The following is a 26,613-nucleotide window of genomic DNA, read 5'->3' as shown; positions in this document are numbered from 1 at the left end:
CTGGCCCTCCTCAATCGGATAACATAGCTTGGGCGATTACGGGCACTTAGCCGTTAGCGAACCACGATACCATGGCCTGCCAGTTCGCTTACTAGTGTTTTACGCCGAAGCATTTTGGGAATTGTGAACATGCTTCTATATCCGTAGAAAACCCCCACCGGAATAAACAAAAGACCCAGGCCGTATGTGGCGGTTGCGATAATTAGTCCTGCCGGAATCGCTGCCAGAGTGAATACAATGCCTTTCAGTACGCTAGATCTGGCGACAAGCTTCATGTGATCAAGGTCATACTCGACCTTTCCATCTGTCTTTTGGAATGCAACAAGAACAATGCTTTTCTTGTTCAAATGCTTGTAGTACCACGTGCGAGGCTTATCAGTAACAATCGCCCCGTGCCTTTTCAGGTAGTCCAGCATGCAAACTTCTTTGAAATAGAAGGTTTGACCCTCACTGTCTTCACACCGCACTTCGCTATAGAGCGTATCAATTTCAGCAGAGTTTTTAACATTATAATTCTTGACGGTAAGCTCAATTCTTTTCAGATCAGGCATGCATTTTCCTTAGTGCATTCAAATGGCCACGTGAACACGAGCGCGCACGAAGCCGTCCAGCGGGCTGGTCTACGGGATATACAAAGCTTTAAATTCAACGTGCTCCCCGCGCCTTGTACTACAGCTTTAAAGCGGCCATCAGCCTGGCTTAACCAACCCAGGGGATGCTCACCGCGGCTCGGTCAGCTCACTAGCGATAACGTAGTAGTCTCTGCCACTTAGGCTGCGCATGAGCTTGAACCCCGCCCTCGTGTCAACCACCTCTAGTGGAGGGGTAGCTACGGTCATTCCATTCGTGCTCACGTTCGACTGATCGTTGTAAACGAGCGCAGCGTAACTCTGCCCTGCCCTCGCAGCGTTGATAAGGTAAGCGTCGACCCTCACCCCCCAGTCTATGCCCTGCGCTTGGATAACTTCTGAGGGAAGATCCCGCTCGCGCTCTATCGGCTCGACAGCGTGGTCAAAAAAGTGCTTCATCGCCGAAGTGGCCATTAGATTTGGATCTCAAAATAAGGGTCGAACCCGGTATTTTCATTCGGGTAGCCACGAGGGTTAGAGATCACCCGGCAGCCTGCTAATTCAACATCTGTAGCTTCATGCGTGTGACCGAATACCCACACATGGGCCTTCTCGATCAGACGCAGCCAGTCGTTCGTGTATGCAGCGGTCAAATGCCCTTCATGCTGCTCTCCAATCACCACGGGCGATGGTGAGTGGTGGGTCACCACTATCGTCTTGCCGCCAAACGGTTGAGCAAGCTTTTGGGTTAGCCAGTCCTTGGCAATGTGGTTTCGGGTAACCAGGTCACCCGGTCTCAACCGTCTGTAGTTCGAGTCTGCCCTGATGTACTTGAAGTCGTTCATGCCTTGCCTGGCAGCGTTGCTAGCCGCGATCTGGTTCCCTGTTGACGTGAAGTCAGTCCACGCTGTACTGCCGAGGATTCTGACATCTCCCAGAATCAGCGATTCGTTTTCCAGCACATGCACGTGGCCGGCCGCGGCGTCCTGCATCTTGTGCAAGGTGCGATCAAGGTGGCCGTCGTAATATTCGTGGTTCCCTGGGACGTACACGACCTGGCAGACGAACGTATCGTTGGCCCATTGGACGCCCCTGGCCTTTTTGTTGATGTCGCCGGCGAGGATTACCAGGTCAACTCCAGCATCAAGGGACGGCGGGTCGAAACGGTGGAGCTCGGCGTGTAGGTCTGAGTAAATTCTGATTCGCAAACGCTGGCTCTTGAGAATTTAGCAGTAAATTGACGCACACCGGATCTGTCAGTGCGGCGAGCGCATGGGTATGCCGATGCTATGGATTGAGGGCTTCCTAGCGCTCCCATCAAAATTCGGACACAGTGCCTTTGTATTCGCTCGGAGCACTATATTGCATGGAGTGGAAGCGTGCAATATGGCTTTATCCTCAGCTTTGGATGCTCCCAATGTCGCTGAGAGAACCATTCGCCGCCGTCCTGAGGCTGTCGCGCGCAGCCCAGAATCTCTCCCAGGAAGACTTCCATGGTCGGGTCGAGGCTCGTCAGCTGAGCAACATCGAACACGGCAAAAGCAGTCCTACCCTCTCCACCCTCGAGGACATTTCAACTGTCCTCGACATCAATCTAGTCGCCCTCCTCGCCGCGGCCTCCTCCCATGCCCGCCGTCAAACACCCAAGGAGTTTTTGAAAGACTTGGCCGGCGAGCTTGCCAAGCTGGAAAAGCTAGGTGTCCTGGACAACCTCGACGGCGAGTTCAGGGACGGGAAACTTCACTCGGTGCATCCCCGTATTCGATCAAAAGAGATCAACCGGGCGGCAGTACTCAAGTGCAGGGCTGAGGGCAAGACCCAGGTTGAGACTGCGGGGCTGCTGGGGCTTGGGCAGTCGACGGTTAGCCGGCTTTGGAAGGACGAAGGTTGAAAACATCACCCCGTGTCACCGCGAGCTGGATTTGATGAAGGTGAGCTGCGGAGTCGATCGACAGGCCGCTTCATGGATCAAGTTTTTAAGAAGTCGATCTAGGTATTCAAGGTTCAGGGCCTAGCGCAGGCACAGACGTCCCAAATCTTGCGGTGTACAGATGGCTGCCACCCGACAGTGGCGCGGGATTCCACGGCGACGGTCATTGGTGACCCGGTGCCTGGTTCAGTCCTCCGTATAGTGCGGACTGGCACCCCCTACGGTATGAACGCTTACTATCACGGCGCCTTAGGTCAGGCTTGCAGTGCCCGATTAGTGGCTCTAGCGCGTCCATTTCTCGACAGTTGCGGCGCCGTGTAAAGCTTTCCACTGCTTCAATAATTTATGGTTAGCCCCGCGAGTCTCTATCACTTCGCCCGTGTGAGGGTTGAGGTAGCTCTTCAGCGGACGGGGCTTTCTTTTTTTAGCAGGTGAATTCAGTTGCCCTGCAGGCACCTTAGAAAATTCTTCGAAGCCAAGACTGGGATCAAGAAGCAGTACTATATCCTTCGAAGCAAACTGATACTTATCAGCAAGTGAGTCCAGGCGAGTCAGGAAGTTAAAAGCCTTGACTACTTCAGGATCATTAATGAGCGGCATGGCAGTAGAGCACTCATTGGCAAGCCGATCATTTACTTCAAGCAGCTTAATCAACTTTTCCATAGCGCTCTCACCTTATGCAAGAAAGGCTATCAGGCATAAGAGCTTTCCCGAGCTCGGGATCGCTCATTTTTTGCGGGCTCTGCACAATCGACGAAATTGTTCTCAGTACTTCCATTTGGAATAAGATCTAGCAATGGATTCACACCCTGCTGGGTGAATTTTTCGCGAGCGCGGAGCAATTTTACAACTTGAGGCGTGGTATAACCAAACTCGATCATCAGTGCCTTGAGCTGGGTCTGAAACTCGATGTCCAGCAGATAGTCAGGCTGACCTTTCTTCTTCGACAGAGCGACCAGCATCGTGGCCAATTGATGCTCAGCCAGCCGTAACTCGACAAGGGTATGCGACCTGCTCATATCATCCACCAATCTGCGCTGAGTGAGCCATGTGCGTTGAGTGTAGCCGATGCATTCTCTTGAAGAAACCCAGTCTGACGGTTACCCTCCCGCTGGGTAAGGGCCTTTTCTAAACGCCTTTAGCGTCAGTATTTTGGCTGCTTGTAGGCGTGCGAGAACCATCGTGAGCAGGTTGCCTTAAGGATCCAGAACGACTGACGAGATCGAGACGGGATCGATAATTCGTAAAAACCGAACATTCCCGCCAGGTATGATGGCCACCCTTTTAGGGCATGCGCTGTACACCCAGATCAATATAGGCCGAAACCGTTTCAGTGATCAATTTTGGTAGAATCCGTCGATGCGGGTGGCAAAGGCTCTAGCACAGGGCTTTGCGCCTGGAAAACCTTCTCACCTGCCTTTGAAGTGAAGGAGAATCTGCTATCTGAGCCTCGGTGGCTTGATATCCCAAAAGGCGCCCAAGCGATGTGACTACCCATGATGTACTGGCCGATACTTATCTGGAAATCGGCGTGCAACTGGCTTGGGCGCCGAAAGTAAATCTTATCCAGCCATATGGCATTTCGGCATTTGCAAATTTGGACGTGATGGTCTACTCGAGCTTGAGCGTGAGCAACGTATCTGCGGAGATGGCGATAGTTACTAGAAGCAGGGAGCTTCGTGGCATATTTATTACTTGGGATTTAGTCAGTAATCTTGGATATACCGTGACGCGCTTTTCAACATAAATGCTGGGTCACTTTTCATACTGCGCTTAGTTAGCTGACGGTCATGGTGCGCATGCAAGCAAATAAATAGCGGCGCGAGCTTTTTGACAACAGCAGGAGAAATATCACCCCGTACTACTATGTTCCTAGCCTAACAATGACCACTTCGACTAGCACTGCCTGATAGCGTCAATAGCAACTACACGGTTTAGGAAACTCTGGATACCGGCAAAATTTTTTCTAACGGGCCTTTCTGCCACCCAAGCTGGCGCAGTATTCTTCACCGCAGCGCGCAACACACGGACAGGGACAGAGCGAGCCGTAGCTAGTAACTCCTGCGCGTTTTCGGATAGACAGCTTGTCAGATAAGGAAAGCGAGCAATGAAGCTGTGCAGCCTGCGGATATCCAATTTTCAGTCGTTTGGCCCTGTACCGACCCCGATCACGTTCGAAGACATAACGTACCTCCTGGGCCCGAACGGCGCAGGCAAAACCGCAGTCCTCCAGGCTCTTTGCAGGCTATTCGCATTTGAGCCAGGGTTGCGTCGCATCCGGCCTTCTGACTTTCACGTCCCAATTGGCCAGAGCAATGCTGAGGGCGGCAGCACGCTGTGGTTGGAGGCCGAGTTTAACTTCCCGGAGACAGCTGACGATGAGGACAACGATACAGTTGCTCCGCACTTCGATCACATGCGCCTCCAGGCTGCGGGCGATGTGCCGCGAGTTCGTTACCGCCTTACTGCCATGGTCGACGACGAAGGTGATGTCGAAGAATCGCTCGTCTACGTCACGCAGGCGGATGCCGATGGAAACCCCACCGTCTGCTCCATAGTTCCCAAGCACCAACGCAACCAGATCCACCTTCACTACATCCCGGCCCGGCGTGATCCATCCGACCACATCGCGTACGGAGCGACGGCTTTACTCGGACGGCTATTGCGTGCAACTCAATGGGGCGGCGATCGCAATACGGTCAAGGAGTTGACCGACCAGATTACCAACTGCCTTGCAGGTAATGCTTCTGTCAAAGCCCTCGGACAAAGCCTGAATGCGTCATGGAAAGGCCTACACAAGGGAGCATTCTTCGCCGAGCCCAAGCTCACCTTCGTGAGCTCGGACATCGAGATGCTGCTACGCCACATGTCGGTTTCATTCACACCGGGGCATGGAGTGAGTGAGGTAGATTTTTCTAGGCTGAGTGACGGGCAAAAATCGATGCTCTACCTCTCTCTCGTACTCGCTGCCCATTCGATCAACCGTGACGTGAAGTCAGGTAAGAATACGGCTATTGATCCAGCCAAGTTGAAACCACCCGCGTTCACCATCTTGGCTATGGAGGAGCCCGAGAACAGCCTGTCACCTCAGTACCTGGGCAGGATTGTTAATGCTCTGAAAGGATCCATAGGTGTTGATGCTCAGGCGCTGATCGCAACACACGCGCCCTCGATGCTGCGCCGGGTTGATCCTGAGAACATCCGCTACCTGCGACTCGGCTCGAATCGGTGCTCTCTAGTCAGTGGCATCACGCTTCCCGCCAAGGAGGATGTAGCCCATAAATTCGTCCGAGAAGCCGTCCAGGCCTTTCCCGAGATCTATTTCTCCCGGCTTGTAGTCTTGGGTGAAGGTGACAGCGAGGAGATCGTCCTTCCGAGGATTCTTCAAGCCAAAGGGGCGCCGGTCGACGAATCGGCGGTGACCATCGCGCCCCTGGGTGGCCGCCACGTGAATCACTTCTGGCGTTTGCTTTCTCAGCTCGGCACGCCGTACATCACCTTGCTTGACCTAGATCTTGCACGGTACCAGGGCGGCTGGGGGCGGCTGAAATATGTCAACGACCAACTAGCGCTTTTTCAACCTTTCAAGGTTTTGCCCTATACGATCCCGGCCTGGGACAGCCATGAATTTAAAGTCAGAATCCACAACGGGGTCTCGTCTACATCAACAGAGACCCTATTCGACCTCCTTGAACAGCGCGGCGTGTTTTTCTCGGCACCACTTGATCTAGACTTTGCCATGCTGACCGCCTTCCCTCTAGCATTCAACGCACTACCTGCTGTTTCAACTTTAGAAAGCCAGAAGGCGGTTCTCGGAAAAAGCCATCAAGGCGCTGATCAATACAGTCCGCAAGAGCAGGCTTGGTTCGATGCCTACCACCATCTCTTCAAACTCGGCAGCAAACCCGCGGCTCATCTCACCGCGCTCTCCAGCCTCTCTGACGCTGATCTCCTCGCCGGCCTCCCACCTGCACTGGATCGACTCGCTAACGCGGTGATTGCAGCGCTAGAGGAGTCACCGGAGTGATTCACCCTGACCGTTGGACGCCTTCACCGGGGCTGACTCTGGAAACGAACGCTTGGCACGCTATCAAAGACACCCAGCATTCGCTTGTTCTTTTGGCGGGGCCAGGCGCAGGCAAGACGGAGATACTGGCCCAGCGTGCGGATTTTCTCCTGCGCACTGGCAGTTGCCGGTATCCCAAGCGAATTCTTGCGATTTCCTTCAAGTCCGACTCAAGTCGCAATCTTAAGGAACGTGTGAGCCTGCGATGCGGATGGGAGCAAGCAACACGCTTCGACAGCTTCACGTTTCACTCCTTTGCCAACCGAATTGTCAGTCGCTTTCGGGTGTTATTGACCGGCCCTGAGGCTCTGAACCCTGGTTACTCAATAGGCAAAGAGGCCATTCCTGGCGAGCAGATTACCTTCATGCAGCTGCTTCCCATGGCGCTCAAGATTCTGCGTACAAGCAAGATCGCCCGAAACACTATCCGTCAGACCTATGCGCACGTATTTCTCGACGAATTCCAGGATTGCACCTCAGATCAGTACCAACTGATCAAGCTCCTGTTTGATGGAACGCCGGCGCTCCTGACCGCTGTAGGCGACACCAAGCAAACGATCATGGGTTGGGCCGGCGCGTTAGACGGCATCTTCAAGCTTTACGCTAATGACTTCGCCGCCCGACCGCTACGGCTCTACCGCAACTTCCGATCCAAGCCGCGCCTGCTCCGCATGCAGAACAGCGTCATTCGGGATATCGACCCTTCGGCCCTTATGCCCGATGAATTAATCGACGGAGACGACGGAGTGATCCGCGCAGGAAATTTTTCCTCGAGCACTGCTGAGGCCGTTTCTCTGGCAAACCTGATCCAGAAATGGATTGAGGTCGAAGAGTTAAGACCAGCCGAAATCGCCGTGCTTTTCCGCGGTGAAATCGATCTGTATGGGGAAGAACTCATGGAGCAGCTGACGCTTCGTAACATACCCTTCCGCAATGAGAACACCCTCCAGGACTTACTCAAGGAACCTGCAGCCAGGCTGATGATCGACTACCTGACCTGCCTCTATACGCGAGGCTCCAATAAGGCTTGGTCGCGGCTGATGGATCTCTTCGCGCCGTTTGATGATGAGGGCACCAGCGACAGAACTCACAAATCCTTCGAGCTTTGCTACAAGCAGCATCAGCAGCAGGTAAAGGCGGCAGCAAAGACAACGACCCCTTACCCCGATTGGTGGAAGCTCGCCAAAGAGTTCTTCGACACCTTGGGGCATGGCGTCATGACTGCTATTTCTTCAGACTACGAAACCAAGCGACGCCTGAAGGAGATCATTCGCGATACCCGTAATCACATCACCACCCTCCTGCAGACAGAACCCGACTTGCCAAGGGCGCTTGCCCGGTTCTCCGACGACAACGCAGTGAGATTCTTATCCATGCACAAAAGCAAAGGATTGGAGTTTCATTCAGTGATCATCTCCGGAGTCGAGCAGCAAACCTTCCGCGGTAAAATCGAGGACGAGCGACAGGTCTTCTTCGTCGCAGTCTCTCGAGCAAAGGATCGCCTGATCATCACCACGGCGAATCAGAGGCAACGTCCAGCGGGAATATCGGCGGGCAAAAGATGGGATGTCGCGAGACAGCCGCACGTGACCTTCGTCACCTACGTCACCGAGCATCTGTCGCCCAAACAGCCGCAATGAGGTCGGTTAGTGGGGATGACACAGGTGCCAGAGGCTTAAATGTGGTATCCGCGGTCAAGGCTGATCAACTTGAATGCGCATGGCATAGAAATGCACGAGTTAGCTACGGCGCGCCCTTTGACCTGAGCAGCCGAACAAACACCCATGAGATCGCCTGAAATTCTTTGGGGGTCAGCGATTCGGTCGCTTCCTCCAGCATCCTGGCCAACCCTTCCTCTAGATAGTTTCGGGTGGTAGCCGCCGCCACCTGCAGCCTGGTAGTAGGGAACTCGGCACTTTCAGATCGGGTGATCTGGTTTATGAGCTTGCCTTCTTCCGGCGTGATCAGCCCGTACGCGATTCCCAACAACCAATACGCTACCGCAATTTCTCGCGGGCTCGCGGTGTCAATCGACACCTGAGGCGATGTGATCTTTTCAGTTATGCCGATACTGGGGGATCTGAAAGGAACGTGAAAATAGGTTCGCGCAATGCCTGGGCTCAACCGATAATGGGTGGATGAGTGAAGCCATAATCCCATCAAAAACTGTAAGCCGCTGCACACTTGTCCATTCCCGGCATTTTCGCCAGCTTTATCGCAGAGGACACGTTGGTACCAGTGCTGAACCCGCTGAGTCAGCAGCAACAGCTTTCGGTTATTCGCGACTACTGCATTAGGCGCTGCCCTTCGCAGGGCAAAATCAACGTCCAGTCGAGACAATGGGCTATCTAGATACTCCTGGTAGCCCTGCCATCCCCGATCCCGTAGATCCTTTGGCCGCTCAATAAGCCGGGAAAGGAGGACAGGACGATCGTGAAGAACGCACACAGATGCGCCGCGCATTTTCCATGACTTTCGCCAGATTGGTGTCTGGCAGGCGCTGATGTCGTTCTGAAAACACAACCGGCAATATTTATCGTCTACTCCGGACGGGACTGTGTGGGATTCAACCATCTCAAACTGAGCAAGGATTTGGGGCCTTTGAATGCACTTGAACAGATCTAGAAATGCAGAGGATTTGTAAATCAGATCTAAATCACCCTTCACTCCGGGGTCTCGGGCCGCCAGGCGTAGGATCTCTGTCTCGAAAGTCGAATCGACGTAATGTAGATGGAACATCCGGGTCAGCCACGACGACAGTGATTCGTCGTGAAGTGGCTTCGGGAGCCCATAAAACGCACGCACCGTCGAGCCCCTACTCATTGCTTACGGGTGGGCCGTCGCCAGCCCCGTCTTCGAAATCTTCGTCGCGCTCGTTCTCGACGAGCAACTGCTGATAGACCTTGCTCCGTGAGGCTCGAACGATGGCGCTACGCTGCAGATACAACCAGTGAATAATCCTGACCGTGAGGCCTATCAGGCCATGTGATTCGCGATACAACTGGGAGATATCAAGCGACATGAGGAAGTCTGAGCCCAACGAATATGCCTGACAGACCCTTTCCACGAAAGCTTGGTAGTCCTGATCAAGCTTCATCGGTTGCAGCACCTTGATCTCGCTAGGAATGCCAGCATCCACGAGTCTTGCATGGTGGAGCTCTACTGCGTCAGTAAGCCCACTCAGTATGAGCAAGGGCGGACGTCGCAGGCGGGGAATGCTCAAAAGTGTCTCCATGTTAGGACGGACGCCCCGATGTTCAACGTCTTTGTATTTCTGCGCATCCTCCATGACTAACACCTCGTACTGCCGCAACTCTAAAATTCCCGCGCACATGGTCGATAGGCCATGGAAGCAGGGTATGGAACTTACCGTACCCACCCCCAGGCAATGGAGCAATTTAGCGTGCAAGTATTTGTTACCAGGAAAGGGGGTGTCATCCAGCATCAGCACTCGCTTTCCATCCTTACGCGCTCGGGCAGATACTCTTTCCATCAGCATGGACGCCCCAGCCCCCGATAGTCCGGTGATGCAGATGGCCCGGGGCATCGTTCCTTGATGCTCGGCAATCGCAGCCAGACAGTCCCGTAAGACCGAGTCATTGCTAGTATTTGCAATCCACGGGGACAAGTCCCCAAAAGGTCTGATGGCTCTCATTCCTCACTCACTCGTTGCCATGGTGATCCGCGCATTCTGGATCAAGAGGGCCTGAGCATCGGCTTTCCCGTGAAGCCTATCTGCTGCAGTTTGGAGGCTCACGACGTCGATGTACTCCTCGCCCGAAATAACGGCGTAGCGACATGCCTCCTTCAAAATGTCGATCACGGTTCTCAGTGAGCTGCACTTGCTACGAGCCTTGTATTTTTTACCCTTCTGCGTCTTGGCTCCAACACGTGCAGGCGACGCCAATTCGTACAGTTTGTCGCGGAAAATGGTTGATGACACTTCGGATGGAAGTCGCAGGGGCATGTAGCACATGAAGGCCGCGATGAAGGATGCAAGCAGATTGTCATTTTTCCATTCAGGCAGCTCAGTCGTGCGATGCCCGTAACGCGACTGAATCTGGTCGTCGAGCTCCAGCATATCCTGGAGCTCGTTGGTACCGCACAGGATCACATTCAAGCCCCAGTCCTGATTAGAGAAGCCTTTTAACGCCTCGAACATATTGTGGAGCCGCTGGCTCGTCACGCGCCGGTCAAGACCATGGGCTTCATCGAAAATGACTGCGCGGATGTTGAGCCGTCGGACAGCCTGCTGTGCTTCTGCGTAGTCTCTGGGACTGAAGGTGTAAGCCTTACCACGGACAATCATCCCCAGTTCTTGCAGGAACCTTTTCTCCAGATCGACGCCCTTCTTGCGATTGGACAGATCGATGTACATGACCTTTCCTGCCCAACCTCCCTTGTCGGAAAAGCTTTCCTCGCTCCACCGCTGAGCGAGCCTGCTTTTACCGACGCCAGGAGCCCCGATAACGGCCATCCCGGGATTCGCCTTTACCCTCGGCAACGACACCAGAAGCTTGGCGCATTCAGTCAGCGCGGTGCCGTAGGGATGGGGCACCCACACATCTCGGTAGCACATGAGCGCACGCTCTTCGGGTGGCAGGAGTAAATACTCGCGGGTCTTCCTGGTGAGGTGCTCGTTCATATGTCCTCATCCAACTCGGCGATGATGATCGGCATGGGCGTAGTTGGCTCGGCATCATCGGGTTCACTGGGCTCTTGGGTAGGCCCGAAATGACCCATACGCTCGATCTGGGCAACATCCTCCTGAGCCCTCTGGATGGCTTTAGCCTCCTTTTTGCCCTTCGCCTTGATGCTGTTGAGTTGCTCCTGAGCATCCAGGCGCTTGTCATCAGCGTCGGGGTCTTCACGTCTTGCCTTCAGGATCATCTTTTGCTCAGCTAAAGTGAGTGGCTCAGTGTGTGAATTGACCAACCAGAGCGGATGCCAGTGATCTTTATAAAGCCCCCATATCCTGTGAAGATTATTTGGATCAATCTTGATATAAATCTTCTCGCCGACCATCTTGGAGAAAGGGCCGAACTTATAAACCAATTCGCGCGTAACAACGCCATTACGTGCTACGGTTACCTCACGCCCTTCTAGGATATCAATAACAAATCGGCCTGGGTCGGAGACTGTCGGCGGTGGAATTATCACGCCGTCGTGCAGACCATATTTTCGCTCAAAACGCTGATTGGGCGACAACTGATCTTTGCGACTTTTCTTGTTATTAAATTTACATATCCAGACGAGTATGAGCTCGGTCAGCCTCTCTAATGTGTAAACTGCTTTTTTATGAGGTTTATAACCAGGCCCCTTCTTAGTGGCAGAGGCTGTGGCACCATCCAAGGTTTGGACGAAGCTCCGGTTTAGTATTCCTAATCCCCGCTCTATCCCGCCTCCCGATGGAGGGCGCAGTCGTGGGATGTGCTTGATATCTTCATGCTCGCAGGCAACCCTGAAGCTTTCGGCCATTAAATCAGATCCATGATCTACGACATATTGCACCGGCTTTCCATAGAGTGGCCAATGGAGATGAGAAAGACCGAACTTAGCCAAAAGCGCGGTCTTGGGGCATAAGGCCATATGTACGGCTGCAGATATGCTAGCGCGTTTTGGAGCACCGAATAATAGTGCAAACCCCATGATGCCCTTTGTGTCTCGATCACGTACGAGCGTGAGATAGGCCCTGCCCAAAGGGGCACCCGTGGAAGAAATCGCATGACAGTCTAATGGTGTGTGGTCAATTTCATGAATTCTACCGGGATAAAACTCTTCCACAGTGGGTGTGGGATAATTACCGAACTTCGCTTGCGCTGCCTCGGGCCCATCACTTGCCTCAAGCCGGTCTTTCTCCGGAAGTGCATGCCAACGTCTCCACACAGTGGTACGGCTGGGAGGACGCTTGTTGATTTTTTTGCACTGCAACTGGATCTCATCCAGCACCTCAGCGTCATTGCCACCATAGTTAATACGATGACTATCCAACACTACAGTGATTATCGCATCCACATCGGGATCGATGCGTTTTTCCCCTGGGCGTCTGCCATCTTTACCCGCTAACTGCGCTCGCCAATCCGGGTTGAGGAGATGGATGCGTTTTATTCTGTGGAAGATAGTCGGGCCGACCTTCAATTCCGCCATAGCCTGGCGCTTGGAAATCGGATCGACCTTCGCGCAGTGCTTACGCATTATATCCGTTCGCCGTTGGGCCTCCGTTTCGGCCTCGCTCTGAGCTTCAGTAACCGGAACTGGCTCATGGTCACCCAGACTTGCTCGAAAGTGCTCGTGGTGCTCAGCCAATGCTGCGATGGCTGCTTTGTCAAAATGGCCATCCATTTTGACGACGTTCTTCTGAGAGACAGTACGGAAGATTTCTACGCCGATTATCGTTTTGAGCCTGTAGGTATTAGATGTGAGGTCGTAGGTGACCACTTCGTAAACCGAGAACGCCGGACTAGGGTTTGATACTTCTTCAGCGGCCATTGGATCGTCGATGACCGGATTGCCCTCAACAGGCGTGGAATGCTGCTCTTCGCTGGGTACGAACTCCCCTGGCGCTCTCGCGACTTTAGCGTCGATGGCTTCACTGACTTCATCAACCGTAACTAGCTCACCGATACGCACCAGAGCGGTCATGGCTCCATCCCCTTGATGTCAAAGATCAGTCCACGCGGAGTGGCGATCACTGTAGGGTCAGGGTCTCCCTGTGAGAGGAATGTCGTGATGTCACGGATTCGACGGAGCATGAGGGATTTCGTGGGTGCGCCCACCCCTGCTGTTGCGCAATAGATTTGGATCAGCCGGCACAGATCGACTTTGGTGCCCAAGACTTCGATTCGACCTGCGTCTGTGAGAACCAAGTTTGATGCCACCATTTCGGTGATGACACCTTCCCTGATGAAGTCCTCCTCATAAGGAAGGATCTTGGATGACGGTTCTGACTGTACTGGAGGTTTCAGGTGTCTGGGGTGCTGAGCTGGCTGGGGCTTGTGGGGCTTGTTCGCTGCGACGCTTGTGTCTACCCGGCCAGCGCTCAAGCTCGTACGCCTAGCCATCCGCGCAGTGTGAAATGCTGACTCGTGGCTGGAAATGTAGGCATACGCGGCTGCCACCAAATCCTGTTTCCCATCTAGGACATCGTGATTTGCTTTCGGGGTCTGTGCCACGATCAAGATGCGCAGGCGCTCGACCGCGACCAGCGCCGGGATCACCAAAATATCCTTCTGCTTGGCAGTCCTGACTAGACCTTTACCCCACTTGAGGATGCGGACGCGAGCACCCGCTGAGACTTTGCCGGTGACGATGTAAAGCTCAGGGTCATCTCCGTGCGTGACAAATGCGCCGACATAGGTCATTACAACCTACCTCAAGTGAGTAATATTCCTTAAGGTTTAGCAGCAATTAAGGCTGGTGCAACTGGAAATTTCTCAGGTTTATAAGCTATTGTTTTAGCTGGAAATATTGAATTTTATGTTTCGCGAACTTGTGAAATTTCCATTTTGAAAAATCGGTGGTTTGTGGAATTTTTGCGGGCAGTCGTAATGGTGGCAAGGGGTTAGAGTGAATGCGGAGGTTATTGGATACAGACACTCTCTGCATCACGGCTTCGATAAATTCGTTTCAGATGATCACGCTCTTTCAACGGGCCTTGTTGTTCAAAGTCATCGCGGCTGGTGATAGCATGCGCACCCCCGGATTGGGGGCTTTATCACTTCCCGTAAGGAACACGCCCTGTGAAAGACTTCGTCATCAGCGTCAACAACCTCGTCCTCTACGTTTCCCTGGCCGTTATCTGGCTGGTCGCTATCGTGTCTCTGTTCACCGCCGGTTTCTTGCCAGCGCTGGGGATTTTCGTGGCCGGCACGTTGGTTTGGTGCATCGTTTCCGGTTTCTGGTTCGTCCAGTCGGCGACTTACGAAGAGCTGCGCAAGCTCAACGCTAATAAAGTCTGAAGTGTCTGTGCGGAGCCTTAGTGCTCCGCCTCTCTGGGCAACTAGCGCCTCTAAACCTGGATTCCCACCCAGTAAATCGCAGTAGAACCCCTCCGAACCGCAACGGTCTGTTCCTTATTACTCTCAGGAATTGATCCGATGTCCGCGCACCGCAGCCTTGTGATACTCGCTCGAGGTGGATACGCCGCTCGAGGCGTGCTCTATTTGATCATCGGTATCTTCGCGTTACTCGCCGCCCATGACTCAACCAAACCCAAAGACAGTCACAAAAGTCTCGAAGCTTTGTTGGCCCAGCCATTCGGCTATTTTTTAGTAGGACTTGTAGTGGCAGGTCTGCTCGCGTTCGCAGCCTGGCGTGTACTGCAAGCCACGCGAGATGTTGATCACCACGGCACCCAACTCAAAGGTTTGGTAATTCGCGCGGGTCTTTTGGCGGGCGGTCTGGTCAATGGCGCGCTCGCGTTATTTGCCTTGAGCCTGCTTGTGAGTGGGATCAAAAGTTCGGGCAGTTCCGGAGGGCAAACCAAAGACTGGCTGGCGCATCTGTTGTCGTGGGAATACTCGAACGTATTGGTGTACCTGATTGCGCTTATTCCGTTAGGTGTTGGTATTGCTCACATCATCAAGGGCTGGAAGGCCTCGTTTGAAAAGTATTTCGAGGCCGACGAAGACGTCATGCGCTATGTCCGCCCGGTATCTCGATTTGGTCTGATCGCCCGTGGCGTGGTGTTTATAGAGATCGCATTGCTGCTGGCCGTCAGCGGTTCCGCGTATCAGGCGATGGATCCTCCCGGAATGAAAGAGGCCTTGGACGCGCTGCAAAATCTGCCCGCAGGATGGCTGATTTTGATGGTGATGGCCTTGGGGCTGCTTGCCTTTTCGGTCTACAGTTTTTCTGAAGCGTGCTGGCGCAAGATCAACATGGACGTGCCGGGCGTTTCCAGTCAGTAGATCCTCAGGAATTAACTACGAACCGCCCTCCTGTTCCCGATACTTCGACAATCGTCCATCGAGCATTCTTTGGACGATCGGAGATGAGCAATGCACCCAGTGACGCCTGACGGTCGCTACTTTGTTGTCAAAGGGCAGCTATGGCGATGCACCAATCCCTCGCTGCAAGAAGATCTGCGACAGCAACTTGTAAACGAACTCATGGCCGCCCGACGGGACGTAAAAGTTGCAAAAGCCGCCAGTGATCCGCAGCAATTGAAAGCAGTAAGAGCACGCGTTCATGCTGCGAAAGTTGCGCTCGGAGAACGAGGCCCGGTGTGGTGGGACGATGGCAGTCCTGATCTAAACAGGCATCAAGTTTCCAATACGCCTTACGCGCAATGGTATGAAACGCTCTGCAAAGGAACTGATTAGCCCGCCAATACGGTCATCCGTCGAATTGCCGTGCCCTTAGATTGACCAAAAGCCAAGCAAATCGTTAACTGTATGCATGTACAGTTAACCTGATAAGGCTTGCATCATGAGCATCACCCTCCTCGGCCCACTCGCGACCGGCGGCCAGAAGCTGCCCCTCTACTCATCCCGTGTGCCGGCGGGCTTCCCCTCCCCGGCGGCTGATCACATCGAGAAGCACATTTCCCTCGATGAGCTGTTCGATATCCGCGCGCCGCACGTGTACCTGGTGAGAATTGACGGCGACAGCATGCAGGGCGCCGGCATCTATTCAGGGGATCTGGTGGTCGTTGATCGAAGTATTGATGCGGTCAGTGGCGATATCGTCATCGCTGCGCTGAACTCCGAACCCTTCTGCAAGCGTCTGCTGCTGCGCGAGAACGCCGTGATGCTTTTATCGGAGAACCCGAAATACCCGGCAAGACATGTCATGGAAGGCGATGAGCTGGTGATCTGGGGTGTGGTGAAATACAGCGTGCGCGATCATGACAACACCTGAACCGGTCTTCGCCCTGATTGACTGCAATTCGTTTTATGCGAGTTGCGAGCGGGTTTTCCGGCCCGACCTGGCGAAGACGCCCATCGTGGTGCTGTCCAACAACGATGGCTGTGTGATTGCGCGCAGCTACGACGCCAAACCGTTTGTGAAAATGGGCCAGCCGTACTTCCAGATCAAGGATCATCTGCGCCGTAACGGCATCGTCGCGTTCAGCAGTAATTACGCGTTGTATGGCGACATGAGCGAGCGCGTCATGACCATCATCGAATCGCTGGTGCCTGCGCTTGAGGTCTACAGCATCGACGAAGCGTTTGCCGATCTGACGGGCATTGCCGGTGACTTGTCCGCGTTTGGTCGGCAGATGCGCTCTGCACTGCTCAAACGCACGGGCATTCCTGTCGGCGTGGGCATTGCCCGCACCAAAACCTTGGCCAAGCTCGCCAACCACACTGCGAAAAGGCTGCTGGACATCACCGGCGGCGTGGTCGATCTCTGCGATCCGTTCAAACGTGACTGGACGCTGCGCAACACCGATGTCGGCGAGGTCTGGGGCATTGGCAGACGCATGAAAGCTCACCTGGAAGTCATGGGCATCAAAACTGCCATGGACTTGGCGAAAGCCGACCCGTGGATGCTTCGGCAGAAATTCAGCGTGGTGATCGAGAAGACCGCACGCGAGCTCGCCGGCACGTCATGCCTCGAACTGGGAGAAGCTGACCCGCCGAAGCAGGAAATCTGCTGCAGCCGGATGTTCGGCACGCGACTCACGCAGATCGAGCCGATCAAGGAAGCCGTCGCGACCTACACCCAGCGTGCGGCCGAAAAACTCCGCGCGCAGAACTCGCTGTGCAAGAAGATCCGCGTGAGCATTCGCACCGGCATGTTCAATCCGGAAGAAGCGAAGTATGCGAACGGCGCGCTGGTGGAATTGCCCTACCCGACCAACGATGTGCGTCTGATGACGAAAGCAGCCACGGAAGCGGTCAATCGGCTGTTTCGACCGGGTTTCAGATACAGCAAGGCCGAAGTGCTGCTGATGGATTTGCGGCAGCCGGGTGAATTCACGGATGACCTGTTCGCCCATTCGCAACCGGCGATGGCTGACAAGGTCATGAGCGTTCTGGATGAGATCAATGGGCGCTGGGGCAAGGGCGTTCTTCGGGTGGCCAGTGTGCCCGCCGCGCCTGACTGGGGGATGCGTCGAGACCTGATGAGCCAAAGCTACACGACCAAGGTCAATCAGCTGTGGACGGTCAAGGCCCGATAGCCGGCGGGTGTCGCCGAACATCCGACAACACCCGCTAGCGGCAAAGTCCTAGATCATCGGCGAACTACTAACGACCCGCAGCGCCAGGCCTTCATAGGCATCGAGAACAATGGTGAATTCGCCCTCCGGCGTAAGGTCACCTTCGACCCGCTCGTTGATGATGTCGACCACCGGCCCCGGGGCAATGTTGGGCAGGTGCAGGGTTTCAGTAATCGGTGTCGCGCCGAAGTTCAGGGCGGTGATCTGCGTGCCTTTGCCCGCAGGCAGTTCGTGAACCATGATCAGCAACCCCGGGTGTTCAACGTCCGGAACCAGAATCTGCCGACTGGCGGCAATATCGTAGGCCCGGCGCGCGGAGAGAATTCGCTGCAGTTGCGAGGCAAACGAATCCGGATCCTGCAATTGCGCAGGCAGGCTGCCGTACAAGGATTTCGAACGCGGCATGAGGCCCGCTGACAGCGACGCCTCCGGGTTCAGATCCACCAGGTCATAAGCGCCACGATGAATCCAGCGGGTATCGCCATCGCCCATCAGATGCTCGACCTGCTCTGCCGGCAAAGGCAGTGCACCGACAAGATCCCACCCCGACAACGCGAACACCCCGGGTTGCATCGCGTTGTACATCACCAGCAGCAAATGGATTTGTTTGATCTGCTGAATATCCGCAGCGGTGATTGCATCGAGGTCGCGAATGCCGAGGGCGGCGGTGATGATACTGGCGGTGGTGCAGGACACGCCGTTGGTCACGAACTTGAGATTGTAGGGAGCGTGCTCACCGGTCAGGCGCTCGTACATCTGCTCGCGGATGTGTTCGCGCAAGATGTTGCCGGGGAACGTCTGGCCTTGGAACATGTAGGTGTCGTGGGCATGCAACGTCCAGAAATGCACCAGTTCCAGCGTCAGTTCATCATGGTTCTGCAAGGCATGGATCAGCGAGCCCGGGTCGATGCCGAGCGTGTGCATCTGGCGCAGCATCAGGCGCAGGAATTCGGTATCGCCCATCAGCAACGCGTGCTGGTAGGCCGGCCGGGTGATGAAATCGTAGGAGAGATCGGCGCCGCCGTGGGACATGGCAGCGATGTCGTCAACCGTCAGGTTCAACTCCTGAAAGCTGAAGCCGCCGGCCTTGCGAATCGCCCCGCCCAGCAATTGGTTGCCGGTGATCGACAGCGGATGGCTTTCCGACCACGCAGTGCCGTCGAGCTTGCGCTCCACACCGAGAAAACCGTTGGCATCGAGACGGAGGATTTTTGCGCCCATGACGTCGATGGCGTGCAGCGCATCGCCGATGATCATCTGCTGCGCGGCAAAGGTCGGATCCAGCCAGTTCAACGACGGCTGGCCTTCCTTGAAATAATGCAAGTACACCCAGCGGCGCGGCTTGCCATCAACACCAATGACGATGGACGTCGCGCTCCAGTCGGTTTCCTTGACCCCCGGCTCGAAGAAGATCACCCGTTGCAACTGGCCGACGATGTAATGCTTGTCGCGCAGCGCATCAACCTGCTGCGGGCTGAGGTTTTGCGCGTCACGCCCCTCTGCCACATCAGGCAGCAGCGGCCAGTCCTCCTCACGGATTTCGACCATGTGATAGAGGCCCGGATAATCTTCATAGGCCATCTCAGCCAGACGAAAATCCGCGCCCTTGCCGGTATGCGACGGGATCACATCATCGATGACTACGGCGTTGTGCGCAGCGGCCATGCGGGTCAGCGCCTGCAGCTGCGCCTCGGTGCCCAGTTGCGGGTCGATGTCGAAACTGATGCGGTCGAAATTGCCGTCGATGGTCGGCGTGTGTTCAGTGCCCCGCAGGCCCCCGGACTTTTTCAGCGGCCCGTTATGAATACCCTGAATGCCGATTTTCGAGAGCAGGTGCCACAAACCTTCATCGCCCAAGGCCTCCAGCACGGTGCCGTTTTCACGGGTAACAATGGAAGCGGGATACGCGGTAAACCAGACCGAGGCCAAAGCCGAAGCGTCCCGAGGCCGGGTATGGGCGTAGGGCTGCTGCCACAAGCGGCCCTGTCCCGAATAGAGTTTGGCCCGCTGCCTTGCGGCATGCAGCATGGATTGTTCGACCAACCACGCCACTTGGTTCTGTTCAGCCGTCGTCATGAAAACCATTGCCTCTCGTTGGAGTGAGCGTGCGATCGGGCCTTGCATCCAGCACAGCGACACCGCCCGATTCATTTATGTATGAGGCCCGGAGGTGGATTTCGTTGCATTGGTCTTGGCGAAGGCGTCTCGACCCGCCAGACAGGGCGGAAAAATCAAATAGCCAAATGGCCCGGCGCCTCGCCATGGTGCAATTCGCCTTCATTTGGAGCGCAATCACTCCGTGAGCACCCCGTAAACACTGTAGTTTCCACGGCAAATCCGAGTGGCACCCTCCTTGCTAGCAATAAATCAGTAACTGCTAGCAATCAGGAGAATCACCCATGGCAACTCGGTTTCAAAACCTGCAACGTCTGCTGTTTCCCGTGGCTGCGGCAGTCACGCTCAATATGGCAATGTTCGGTGGCGCGCAAGCGGCTGAGCCGCCGATCAAGGTCGGTCTGGTCGCGGCCCTTTCCGGGCAGTCGGCCAAATCCGGTGAAGCCCTGACGCGGGGTTTGACCATGGCGATTAATGAGGTCAACGCCAGTGGCGGTGTGCTCGGGCGCCCGCTGGAATTGGTGCGTCGCGACGATGAAAGCAATCCGTCGAAGGGCATCCTCGCCGCGCGCGAACTGGTGCAGCGCGAGAAAGTCGCCGTACTGTTTGGTGGTCTTGATACACCGGTTTCGCTGGCCATCGTACCGCTGGTCAATCAGATGAAAGTGCCGTTCATGGGCATCTGGGCAGCGGGTACGAAAATCACTGAGAACGGCGCGGCCGATAACTATGTGTTCCGTGTTTCTGCCGTCGATGAATTGGTGGATGAGGCGCTGGTGAATTACGGCGTCGACCACGGCATGAAGAAGCCGGGGATGATCCTCATCAACAATCCGTGGGGCGAGTCCAACGAGGCGGGCTTCAAGCGTGCGCTGGAAAAACGCGGCATGGCCAACGCCGGTGTCGAGCGGATTCAGGACAGCGATCTCGACGTCGTTCCGCAACTCACTCGCTTGAAAAACGCCGGTGCCGACACCCTCCTCCTTGTCGGTAATGTCAGCCCCTCTGCGCAAGTCGTGAAATCTCTGGATCGTATGGGCTGGGACGTGCCGGTCGTTTCGCACTGGGGCCCGGCCGGTGGCCGCTTCGGCGAACTCGCGGGACCGAACGCCGGGCGCGTGCATTTCATCCAGACCTACGTGTTCACCGAGCACAACAGCGCCAAGGGCGATGCCTTGTTGGCCGCATTGAAAACCGCCTACCCGCAGATCAAGTCACTGGCTGACGTCACCCCGGCGGTGGGCATCGCCAATGCTTACGACGGGCTGCACCTCGCCGTTGAAGCGATCAAAAAAGCCGGCAGCACCGACGGCAAAGCGATCCGCGACGGCTTTTACGCCATCAGCGAATACGACGGTTTGATCAAGGACTACAAGCAACCGTTTACCCCGACCAAGCATGACGCATTGGGGCCGGACGATTACCTGTTCACGCACTTCGTCAACGACCAAATCGTCCCGCTCGCGCCTAAGGAGTAAGCCATGTACACCGCCGCCATCATCTCCGGGCTGGGCCTCGGCAGCATGTACGCGTTGCTGGCGTTAGGGTTTCACCTGACCTACGTCGTCTCGCGCACCGTCAACTTCGCCCAGGGCAGCGCCATGATGGTCGGCGCGGTGTTGGGCTACACCTTTTGCATCAACTGGGGCTGGTCGCTGTGGTTTGCGCTGCCGCTGACGTTGCTGCTCTGTGCGCTGTATGGCTTGGCCATCGAGCGCTGGCTGGTGCGGCCGTTTCACAGTCGCGGCTCACAGGCGTGGCTGATGGCGACGGTGGCCGGCGGGATTCTGGTGGATAACCTGGCGTTGTTCACCTTCGGCAAGGAGCCTCGGCAGTTTGAAAGCAGCCTGGCCAACCTGAATGTCGAGATGTTCGGCAGCAATGTGGGTGCCCTGCAATTGCTGATTCCGCTGGCCGGGGCGGCGATTGCGCTGGCGTTGTATCTGGTGCGGCGTTACACCCGGCTGGGCAAAGTGCTGGAAGCCTGCGTGCAGAATCCTCGCGCGGCGATGCTGATGGGCATCAACGTCAATCGTGTGGTCGCCATCGCTTTTGCGATCTCGACGGTGTTCGCCGCCGTCGCCGGTTTGTTGATTGCGCCGCTGTTCAGCGTCAACGCGGAAATGGGCATGTTGTTCGGCCTGAAAGCCTTCGCGGTGGCGATTCTCGGCGGCATCACCAGTGCCGGCGGCGTGTTCACCGCTGGGTTGCTGTTTGGTCTGACGGAAGCGCTGATCACGATGTATTTCGGCTCGGCGTTTACCCAGATATTCACGTTTGCGCTGGTGATTGTCGCGCTGGCGATTCGTCCCAACGGTCTGTTCGGCAGCCAGGCATTGGTGAAAGTATGAAGAACCTTCCCTCCTTGCTGATCGCCCTCCTCGCGGTCGTTTCTGGGGTCATGGCGTTCACGCTGGACAGCTATTCCCTGCTGGTTTTCACCCTGTGCGCGCTGGCGACAGTGGTTGGCGTGAGCCTGAATATTCTGATCGGCCTGAGCGGGCAGATCTCCTTTGGCCATATCGCCTTCTACGCGATCGGTGCCTATGTGTCGGCGCTGCTGACCTTGGCGGGTTGGCCGTTATGGCTGGCACTGCCGATCGCCGGTGTCGCGGCTGGGGTGATTGGCGCGCTGTTGGCGATTCCGGCCCTGCGGGTTAGCGGCCCGTATTTGGCGATGATCACCATTGCCTTTGCGTTTGTTGTGCATCACAGCTTGATCGAATGGCGTGACGTCACGGGCGGCTCCAACGGTTTGATGGGTATCCCCATGCCGGAATTCGCCGGGCTTGATCCGTCGATTTTCCTTGCCCTGTTGGCTGCCGCGTTGATGATTGGCGCCCTGCTCTTCTATCAGCGCCTCAGTCACAGCCGCTGGGGCAAAGCCATGCGCGCTGTGAAAGCTTCGGAAATTGCTGCGCGCTCGCTGGGCTTCAATCCGGTCATCAGCAAAACCCTCGCCTTTGCTTTGTCGGCGGCGTTGACCGGACTCGCGGGTGGCTTGCTCGCGCCGTTGCTGATGTTCATCAACCCGGAATCCTTTCCGTTTTCGCAGTCGATTTTGTTTGTGCTGGCAGTGATCGTCGGTGGCAGTGGCATGCTCTTCGGGCCGCTGATTGGCGCGTTGTTGATTGTGCTGGTGCCGGAACTGCTCTCGGATTTTGCCGAATATCGTTTGCTGATTTTTTCCACGCTGCTGCTGTTGGTGCTGTGGATCGCACCGAATGGCCTGCTGGGCGCCCTCGCCCGACGCTGGATCATACCCACGCGTTTGCTGCCGCCCACGCAGTTCAATGAGCAACGTATCGCCGCGCATCTGCGCAGCCGTGGCGTGAACTCAGGCTTGCGGGTGACTGATATCGGCATTCGCTTCGGCGGCGTGCAGGCCGCGCAACACGTCAGTTTGCATGCCCCCGCCGGCAGCATCACCAGCATCATCGGCCCTAACGGCGCGGGCAAAACCACTGTGCTCAATATGATCAGCGGCTTCTATGTGCCGGACTCTGGACAGATTGAGCTGCAACAACCGCTGGCCGGGCTGCCTGCCTGGAAAAGCGCTCGGGCCGGGATTGCCCGCACGTATCAGACCACCCTGCTGTTCGGCGAAATGTCGGTGTTGGACAACCTTCTGGTGGCGATGCAGCAGGGCCGTATGGGCCTGCCGTTCAGCCTTTCCACAGTCGAGCAGCGCAGTCTGGCGCTGGATCTGTTGGCACTGGTCGGCTATCGCGGTGAAGTGAATATTGCCGCCGAAAATCTGCCGCATGTGGATCGGCGTCTGGTGGAAATCGCCCGTGCATTGGCGACGGCGCCTGCAGTGTTATTGCTGGATGAACCGGCAGCGGGCCTCAGTCGTCGTGACACGGATGACCTGGCCATTCTGCTGCGCAAACTGGCGGATTTCGGCCTGACAGTGATTCTGGTCGAGCACGACATGGCGCTGGTCATGTCGGTGTCCGAGCACTTGCTGGTGCTCGACGCCGGCAAACCTATTGCCTCGGGGCCGCCGGCGGATATTCGGCAAAACCCGCAAGTCATCGCTGCTTATCTGGGCGGTACCGAGTATCAAGCCACGCCTCGCGAACAGGTGTGGAATGGCAGCCGCGATGCGCGTTTGTACGTCAAGGATCTGCTCATCGATTACGGCGCGTCAGCCGTGGTCGACAAGGTCAATTTGCTGGTCAATCCCGGCGAACTGGTGGCGATTCTCGGCGCGAACGGCGCGGGCAAATCGAGCATCCTGCAATGTCTGGCCGGCCTGCATCGCGCCAGCGGCGGCAGTATTTTGCTGGACAACGAAAACATCGAACTGGCCAACGCCAGCACCATCGCCGCTAAAGGTCTGGCCCTGGTGCCGGAGGGCCGTCAGGTTTTCCCGTATCTGAGTGTGCGCGACAACCTGTTGCTCGGCGGCTATTCGCGCCGTGACAGCTTCGATGCCGAGGCTGAAATCGAGGCCATCCTCAAGCGCTTCCCGCGCCTGCGAGATCGCATCGACAACCCGGCCGGGCTGCTTTCCGGTGGCGAGCAACAAATGGTCGCCGTGGGCCGTGGCCTGATGGCCAAGCCAAAAATCCTCCTGCTCGATGAGCCGTCGCTGGGCCTGTCGCCCGCGATGATCGGCGAGTTGTACGATGCACTGGCGGCGCTGCGCGACGAAGGCGTGACCATCCTGCTCGTGGATCAAATGGCCAACCTCGCGCTGCAAGTGGCGGATCGCGCTTACGTCCTCGAAACCGGCATCATCGTCAAAGCCGCCGGCTCCGCAGAACTGCGCGCCGACAAAGCGCTGGCTGCGGCTTATCTGGGTGAAGGGGCCAGCGCATGAGCGCCCTGAAAATCATCAATGCACGGCTCGGAAGCGATCACCGCGTGAGCGAGTTCTACGTTGAGAACGGTTACTTTGTCGACGGCTTCAGTCCGAATGCGAGCCACTGGGAAATCCTTGATCTGCACGGTCAATTGATGATGCCGGGGCTGATCGAAACCCATATCCATCTGGACAAGGCCTGCATCATGCAGCGCTGTCATTTGCAGGAAGGCACCCTGGCTGAAGCCGTCACGCAAACCCGCGCGGCGAAAGCCGAATTCACTGAAGACGATGTTTATCAGCGTGGTGCGCAGGTTCTGGACAAGGCGATTGTGCAAGGCACGACGCACATGCGCACCCACGTCGAACTGGATCCGCAAATCGGTCTGACCGGGTTCAACGCGATTCGCCGTTTGCAGGCTGATTACGCCTGGGCCATCAGCCTGGAAATCTGCGTATTTCCCCAGGAGGGTCTGCTGAACAATCCGGGGACCGAGGCGCTGTTGTGTCAGGCACTGGAAAGCGGCGCAACCGTGCTTGGCGGCTGCCCGTACATGGACAGCGACCCTCATGGACAGATCCAGCGTCTGTTTGAACTGGCGGTGCGCTACGACTGCGACCTCGATCTGCACCTGGATTTCGACCTGAACACCGAAGGCATGACGGTCATGGAAGTCGCACGCTGCACGCAGCTGCACGGCTGGGGCGGACGCGTCACCATCGGGCACGCGACCAAATTGTCGACGCTGCCCCGTGAGCCACTGACGGTGCTGGCTCTGCATCTGGCCAAAGCAGGCGTGCAGGTCACCTGCCTGCCGAGCACTGATCTGTTTTTGCTCGGCCGCGACGCGTTCCACAACAAACCCAGAGGCTTGGCGCCACTCGCGCATTTGCATGAGTGCGGCGTGACCTGCTCGGTCTCGACCAACAACATCGGCAACCCGTTTACGCCGTATGGCGATGCGTCGTTGATCCGCCAGGCCAACCTGTTCGCCAACGTCAGTCAGATGGGCACGGTGGCGGAACTGCTGCAATGCCTGGCGTGGGTCTCCAGCGAGTCGGCGGTGATGCTGCGATTGCAGGATTACGGTTTGCGACCAGGCTGCCGCGCCGATTTCATCGTGTTCGACGCGTCCTCGCCAGCGGCGGTGATCGCTGAAATAAGCGCACCGTTGATGGGCTTCAAGGGCGGGCGCCAGACGTTCAGTCGCCCAGTAGCAACGTTGATCAAACCGCGTTAATCAATCAGCGCCTGCTTGAGGTTGAACTCGGCGGGCGCAGTTTCTTCCAGCGCCAGTTGCGCTTCCAGTTCGTCCAGATGCTCGATCATCACCGCCACGGCTTTGGCGTTATCGCCATTTTCCAGCGCGGTGATGATCTCCTGGTGCTCGTCGGACGCACACGACGGCACGTCATTACGCTGATACAGCGCGACGATCAATGAGCTACGCACCATCAGGTTGGCGAGGATATCGCTGAGCACCGTGTTGCCACTGATCTCGCCGAGCAGCAGGTGAAACTCGCTCAGCTCGCGGACGATGGCGCGGCGATCGGTGTCGTTGGTGGCTTTGCGTTCATTGTTCATGTGTTGGGCGATACGCTGGCGCTGCGTGCGCATGGTGTCCGGCGTGATCGCCTCGACAATTGCGCGCTCGATGGCACGCCGGGCGCTGAAAATATCCCGCGCTTCGCGTGCCGTCGGCTGGGCAACCATGGCGCCCCGATTGGCTTCGATGGTCACCACTTTTTGCATCGCCAGACGCTGCAACGCCACCTGCACATGATTGCGGTTGGCTTGCAGGGTTTCGACGATATGCGCTTCGATCAATCGCGTGCCGGGCGGCAGGCGATGCTGGGCGATAGCCTTGAACAGCGCATCGACAATCCGTTGCACCTCAAGCTGTTTGGCGGTGACAGTGCTCAAGCCCATCCTTTCCTCTGTTTTTCAGAACGCCG

At 56.2% G+C, this 26,613-nt stretch carries 24 protein-coding genes; 13 read left to right on the top strand and 11 right to left on the bottom strand.

Annotated elements, in window-relative coordinates; translation table 11 throughout:
• Positions 1-53: 53 nt before the first annotated feature.
• Positions 54-551 (bottom strand): hypothetical protein, encoded by a 498-nt coding sequence (locus QMX93_RS01505; protein WP_017135660.1) that lies wholly within the window; start codon positions 549-551, stop codon positions 54-56.
• A gap of 491 nt (positions 552-1,042) precedes the next feature.
• Positions 1,043-1,777 (bottom strand): metallophosphoesterase family protein, encoded by a 735-nt coding sequence (locus QMX93_RS01500; protein ID WP_282351849.1) that lies wholly within the window; start codon positions 1,775-1,777, stop codon positions 1,043-1,045.
• Between the two features lie 209 nt (positions 1,778-1,986).
• Here QMX93_RS01500 and QMX93_RS01495 point away from each other — a divergent pair, with 209 nt between their 5' ends.
• On the top strand, positions 1,987-2,460 hold the full coding sequence (locus QMX93_RS01495; RefSeq protein ID WP_259073791.1) for a helix-turn-helix domain-containing protein: 474 nt from the start codon (positions 1,987-1,989) through the stop codon (positions 2,458-2,460).
• Between the two features lie 321 nt (positions 2,461-2,781).
• Here the strand turns inward: QMX93_RS01495 and QMX93_RS01490 are convergent, their stop codons facing one another.
• Both QMX93_RS01490 and QMX93_RS01485 read right to left on the bottom strand, forming a co-directional pair.
• A complete protein-coding gene (locus QMX93_RS01490; RefSeq protein ID WP_282351834.1) occupies positions 2,782-3,162 on the bottom strand; it encodes a histone-like nucleoid-structuring protein, MvaT/MvaU family in 381 nt (126 codons plus the stop codon).
• Positions 3,163-3,191: 29 nt separating this feature from the next.
• Positions 3,192-3,518, bottom strand: a complete 327-nt coding sequence (locus QMX93_RS01485) for a hypothetical protein (protein ID WP_282351832.1) — start codon at positions 3,516-3,518, stop codon at positions 3,192-3,194.
• Between the two features lie 467 nt (positions 3,519-3,985).
• Between QMX93_RS01485 and QMX93_RS01480 the strand changes: the two genes are divergently transcribed.
• From QMX93_RS01480 to QMX93_RS01470, 3 genes are all read left to right on the top strand, one after another.
• Positions 3,986-4,246: a hypothetical protein gene (locus tag QMX93_RS01480; protein WP_282351831.1), complete on the top strand. Its 261-nt coding sequence runs from the start codon at positions 3,986-3,988 to the stop codon at positions 4,244-4,246.
• A 360-nt stretch (positions 4,247-4,606) separates the two neighbouring features.
• On the top strand, positions 4,607-6,526 hold the full coding sequence (locus QMX93_RS01475) for a TOPRIM nucleotidyl transferase/hydrolase domain-containing protein (RefSeq protein WP_282351829.1): 1,920 nt from the start codon (positions 4,607-4,609) through the stop codon (positions 6,524-6,526).
• Positions 6,523-8,205 (top strand): ATP-dependent helicase, encoded by a 1,683-nt coding sequence (locus tag QMX93_RS01470; RefSeq protein WP_282351827.1) that lies wholly within the window; start codon positions 6,523-6,525, stop codon positions 8,203-8,205. The genes QMX93_RS01475 and QMX93_RS01470 overlap by 4 nt, the downstream gene beginning before the upstream one ends.
• A gap of 103 nt (positions 8,206-8,308) precedes the next feature.
• On the opposite strand, the gene QMX93_RS01465 is transcribed toward QMX93_RS01470, so the two are convergent.
• The 5 genes from QMX93_RS01465 to QMX93_RS01445 all read right to left on the bottom strand — a co-directional run bounded on the left by QMX93_RS01465 (position 8,309) and on the right by QMX93_RS01445 (position 13,926).
• Positions 8,309-9,304, bottom strand: a complete 996-nt coding sequence (locus QMX93_RS01465) for a hypothetical protein (RefSeq protein WP_349016146.1) — start codon at positions 9,302-9,304, stop codon at positions 8,309-8,311.
• Positions 9,305-9,380: 76 nt separating this feature from the next.
• Entirely contained in the window at positions 9,381-10,010 is a 630-nt protein-coding gene (locus QMX93_RS01460; protein WP_282352020.1) for a hypothetical protein, read from the bottom strand.
• 213 nt (positions 10,011-10,223) lie between these two features.
• The gene (locus tag QMX93_RS01455) at positions 10,224-11,210 is read right to left on the bottom strand and encodes a TniB family NTP-binding protein (RefSeq protein ID WP_282351821.1); all 987 of its coding nucleotides are present in this window, start codon (positions 11,208-11,210) and stop codon (positions 10,224-10,226) included.
• Positions 11,207-13,207, bottom strand: coding sequence for an integrase (locus QMX93_RS01450; RefSeq protein ID WP_282351819.1), 2,001 nt, complete (start codon positions 13,205-13,207; stop codon positions 11,207-11,209). The genes QMX93_RS01455 and QMX93_RS01450 overlap by 4 nt, the downstream gene beginning before the upstream one ends.
• A complete protein-coding gene (locus QMX93_RS01445) occupies positions 13,204-13,926 on the bottom strand; it encodes a hypothetical protein (protein ID WP_282351817.1) in 723 nt (240 codons plus the stop codon). The genes QMX93_RS01450 and QMX93_RS01445 overlap by 4 nt, the downstream gene beginning before the upstream one ends.
• A 378-nt stretch (positions 13,927-14,304) precedes the next feature.
• Here QMX93_RS01445 and QMX93_RS01440 point away from each other — a divergent pair, with 378 nt between their 5' ends.
• The 5 genes from QMX93_RS01440 to umuC all read left to right on the top strand — a co-directional run bounded on the left by QMX93_RS01440 (position 14,305) and on the right by umuC (position 17,693).
• Positions 14,305-14,523 (top strand): hypothetical protein, encoded by a 219-nt coding sequence (locus QMX93_RS01440; RefSeq protein WP_053120216.1) that lies wholly within the window; start codon positions 14,305-14,307, stop codon positions 14,521-14,523.
• A gap of 138 nt (positions 14,524-14,661) precedes the next feature.
• Positions 14,662-15,474: a DUF1206 domain-containing protein gene (locus QMX93_RS01435; RefSeq protein ID WP_282351814.1), complete on the top strand. Its 813-nt coding sequence runs from the start codon at positions 14,662-14,664 to the stop codon at positions 15,472-15,474.
• Positions 15,475-15,564: 90 nt separating this feature from the next.
• On the top strand, positions 15,565-15,888 hold the full coding sequence (locus QMX93_RS01430; RefSeq protein WP_212549517.1) for a hypothetical protein: 324 nt from the start codon (positions 15,565-15,567) through the stop codon (positions 15,886-15,888).
• A 106-nt stretch (positions 15,889-15,994) separates the two neighbouring features.
• On the top strand, positions 15,995-16,426 hold the full coding sequence (umuD, locus tag QMX93_RS01425; protein ID WP_053120212.1) for a translesion error-prone DNA polymerase V autoproteolytic subunit: 432 nt from the start codon (positions 15,995-15,997) through the stop codon (positions 16,424-16,426).
• Complete coding sequence (gene umuC / locus QMX93_RS01420; protein WP_282351808.1) at positions 16,413-17,693, top strand: translesion error-prone DNA polymerase V subunit UmuC; 1,281 nt, start codon at positions 16,413-16,415, stop codon at positions 17,691-17,693. Before umuD ends, umuC begins: the two co-directional genes overlap by 14 nt.
• Positions 17,694-17,741: 48 nt before the next feature.
• Here the strand turns inward: umuC and treS are convergent, their stop codons facing one another.
• Positions 17,742-19,808: a maltose alpha-D-glucosyltransferase gene (treS, locus tag QMX93_RS01415; protein WP_282352018.1), complete on the bottom strand. Its 2,067-nt coding sequence runs from the start codon at positions 19,806-19,808 to the stop codon at positions 17,742-17,744.
• A gap of 323 nt (positions 19,809-20,131) precedes the next feature.
• On the opposite strand from treS, the gene QMX93_RS01410 reads away from it, so the two are divergent.
• Genes QMX93_RS01410 through QMX93_RS01395 form a run of 4 tightly spaced genes read left to right on the top strand, consistent with a single transcriptional unit; the run spans position 20,132 to position 25,898 of the window.
• The gene (locus QMX93_RS01410) at positions 20,132-21,325 is read left to right on the top strand and encodes an ABC transporter substrate-binding protein (protein ID WP_282351806.1); all 1,194 of its coding nucleotides are present in this window, start codon (positions 20,132-20,134) and stop codon (positions 21,323-21,325) included.
• A gap of 3 nt (positions 21,326-21,328) precedes the next feature.
• Positions 21,329-22,198 (top strand): branched-chain amino acid ABC transporter permease, encoded by an 870-nt coding sequence (locus QMX93_RS01405; RefSeq protein WP_282351804.1) that lies wholly within the window; start codon positions 21,329-21,331, stop codon positions 22,196-22,198.
• Positions 22,195-24,675, top strand: a complete 2,481-nt coding sequence (locus tag QMX93_RS01400; RefSeq protein ID WP_282351802.1) for a branched-chain amino acid ABC transporter ATP-binding protein/permease — start codon at positions 22,195-22,197, stop codon at positions 24,673-24,675. Before QMX93_RS01405 ends, QMX93_RS01400 begins: the two co-directional genes overlap by 4 nt.
• Entirely contained in the window at positions 24,672-25,898 is a 1,227-nt protein-coding gene (locus QMX93_RS01395; protein WP_282351800.1) for an amidohydrolase family protein, read from the top strand. Before QMX93_RS01400 ends, QMX93_RS01395 begins: the two co-directional genes overlap by 4 nt.
• On the opposite strand, the gene QMX93_RS01390 is transcribed toward QMX93_RS01395, so the two are convergent.
• Positions 25,895-26,587: a GntR family transcriptional regulator gene (locus QMX93_RS01390; protein WP_282351798.1), complete on the bottom strand. Its 693-nt coding sequence runs from the start codon at positions 26,585-26,587 to the stop codon at positions 25,895-25,897. The two genes, QMX93_RS01395 and QMX93_RS01390, sit on opposite strands and share 4 nt — an antisense overlap.
• Positions 26,588-26,613: the final 26 nt, after the last annotated feature.

The organism is Pseudomonas sp. PS01303, assembly GCF_029959385.1.
In the GTDB taxonomy this organism is placed as follows: Bacteria; Pseudomonadota; Gammaproteobacteria; order Pseudomonadales; family Pseudomonadaceae; genus Aquipseudomonas; species Aquipseudomonas rustica.
The sequence above is the reverse complement of the archived record's forward strand: the minus strand, read 5'-3'. Positions and strand labels throughout refer to the sequence as shown.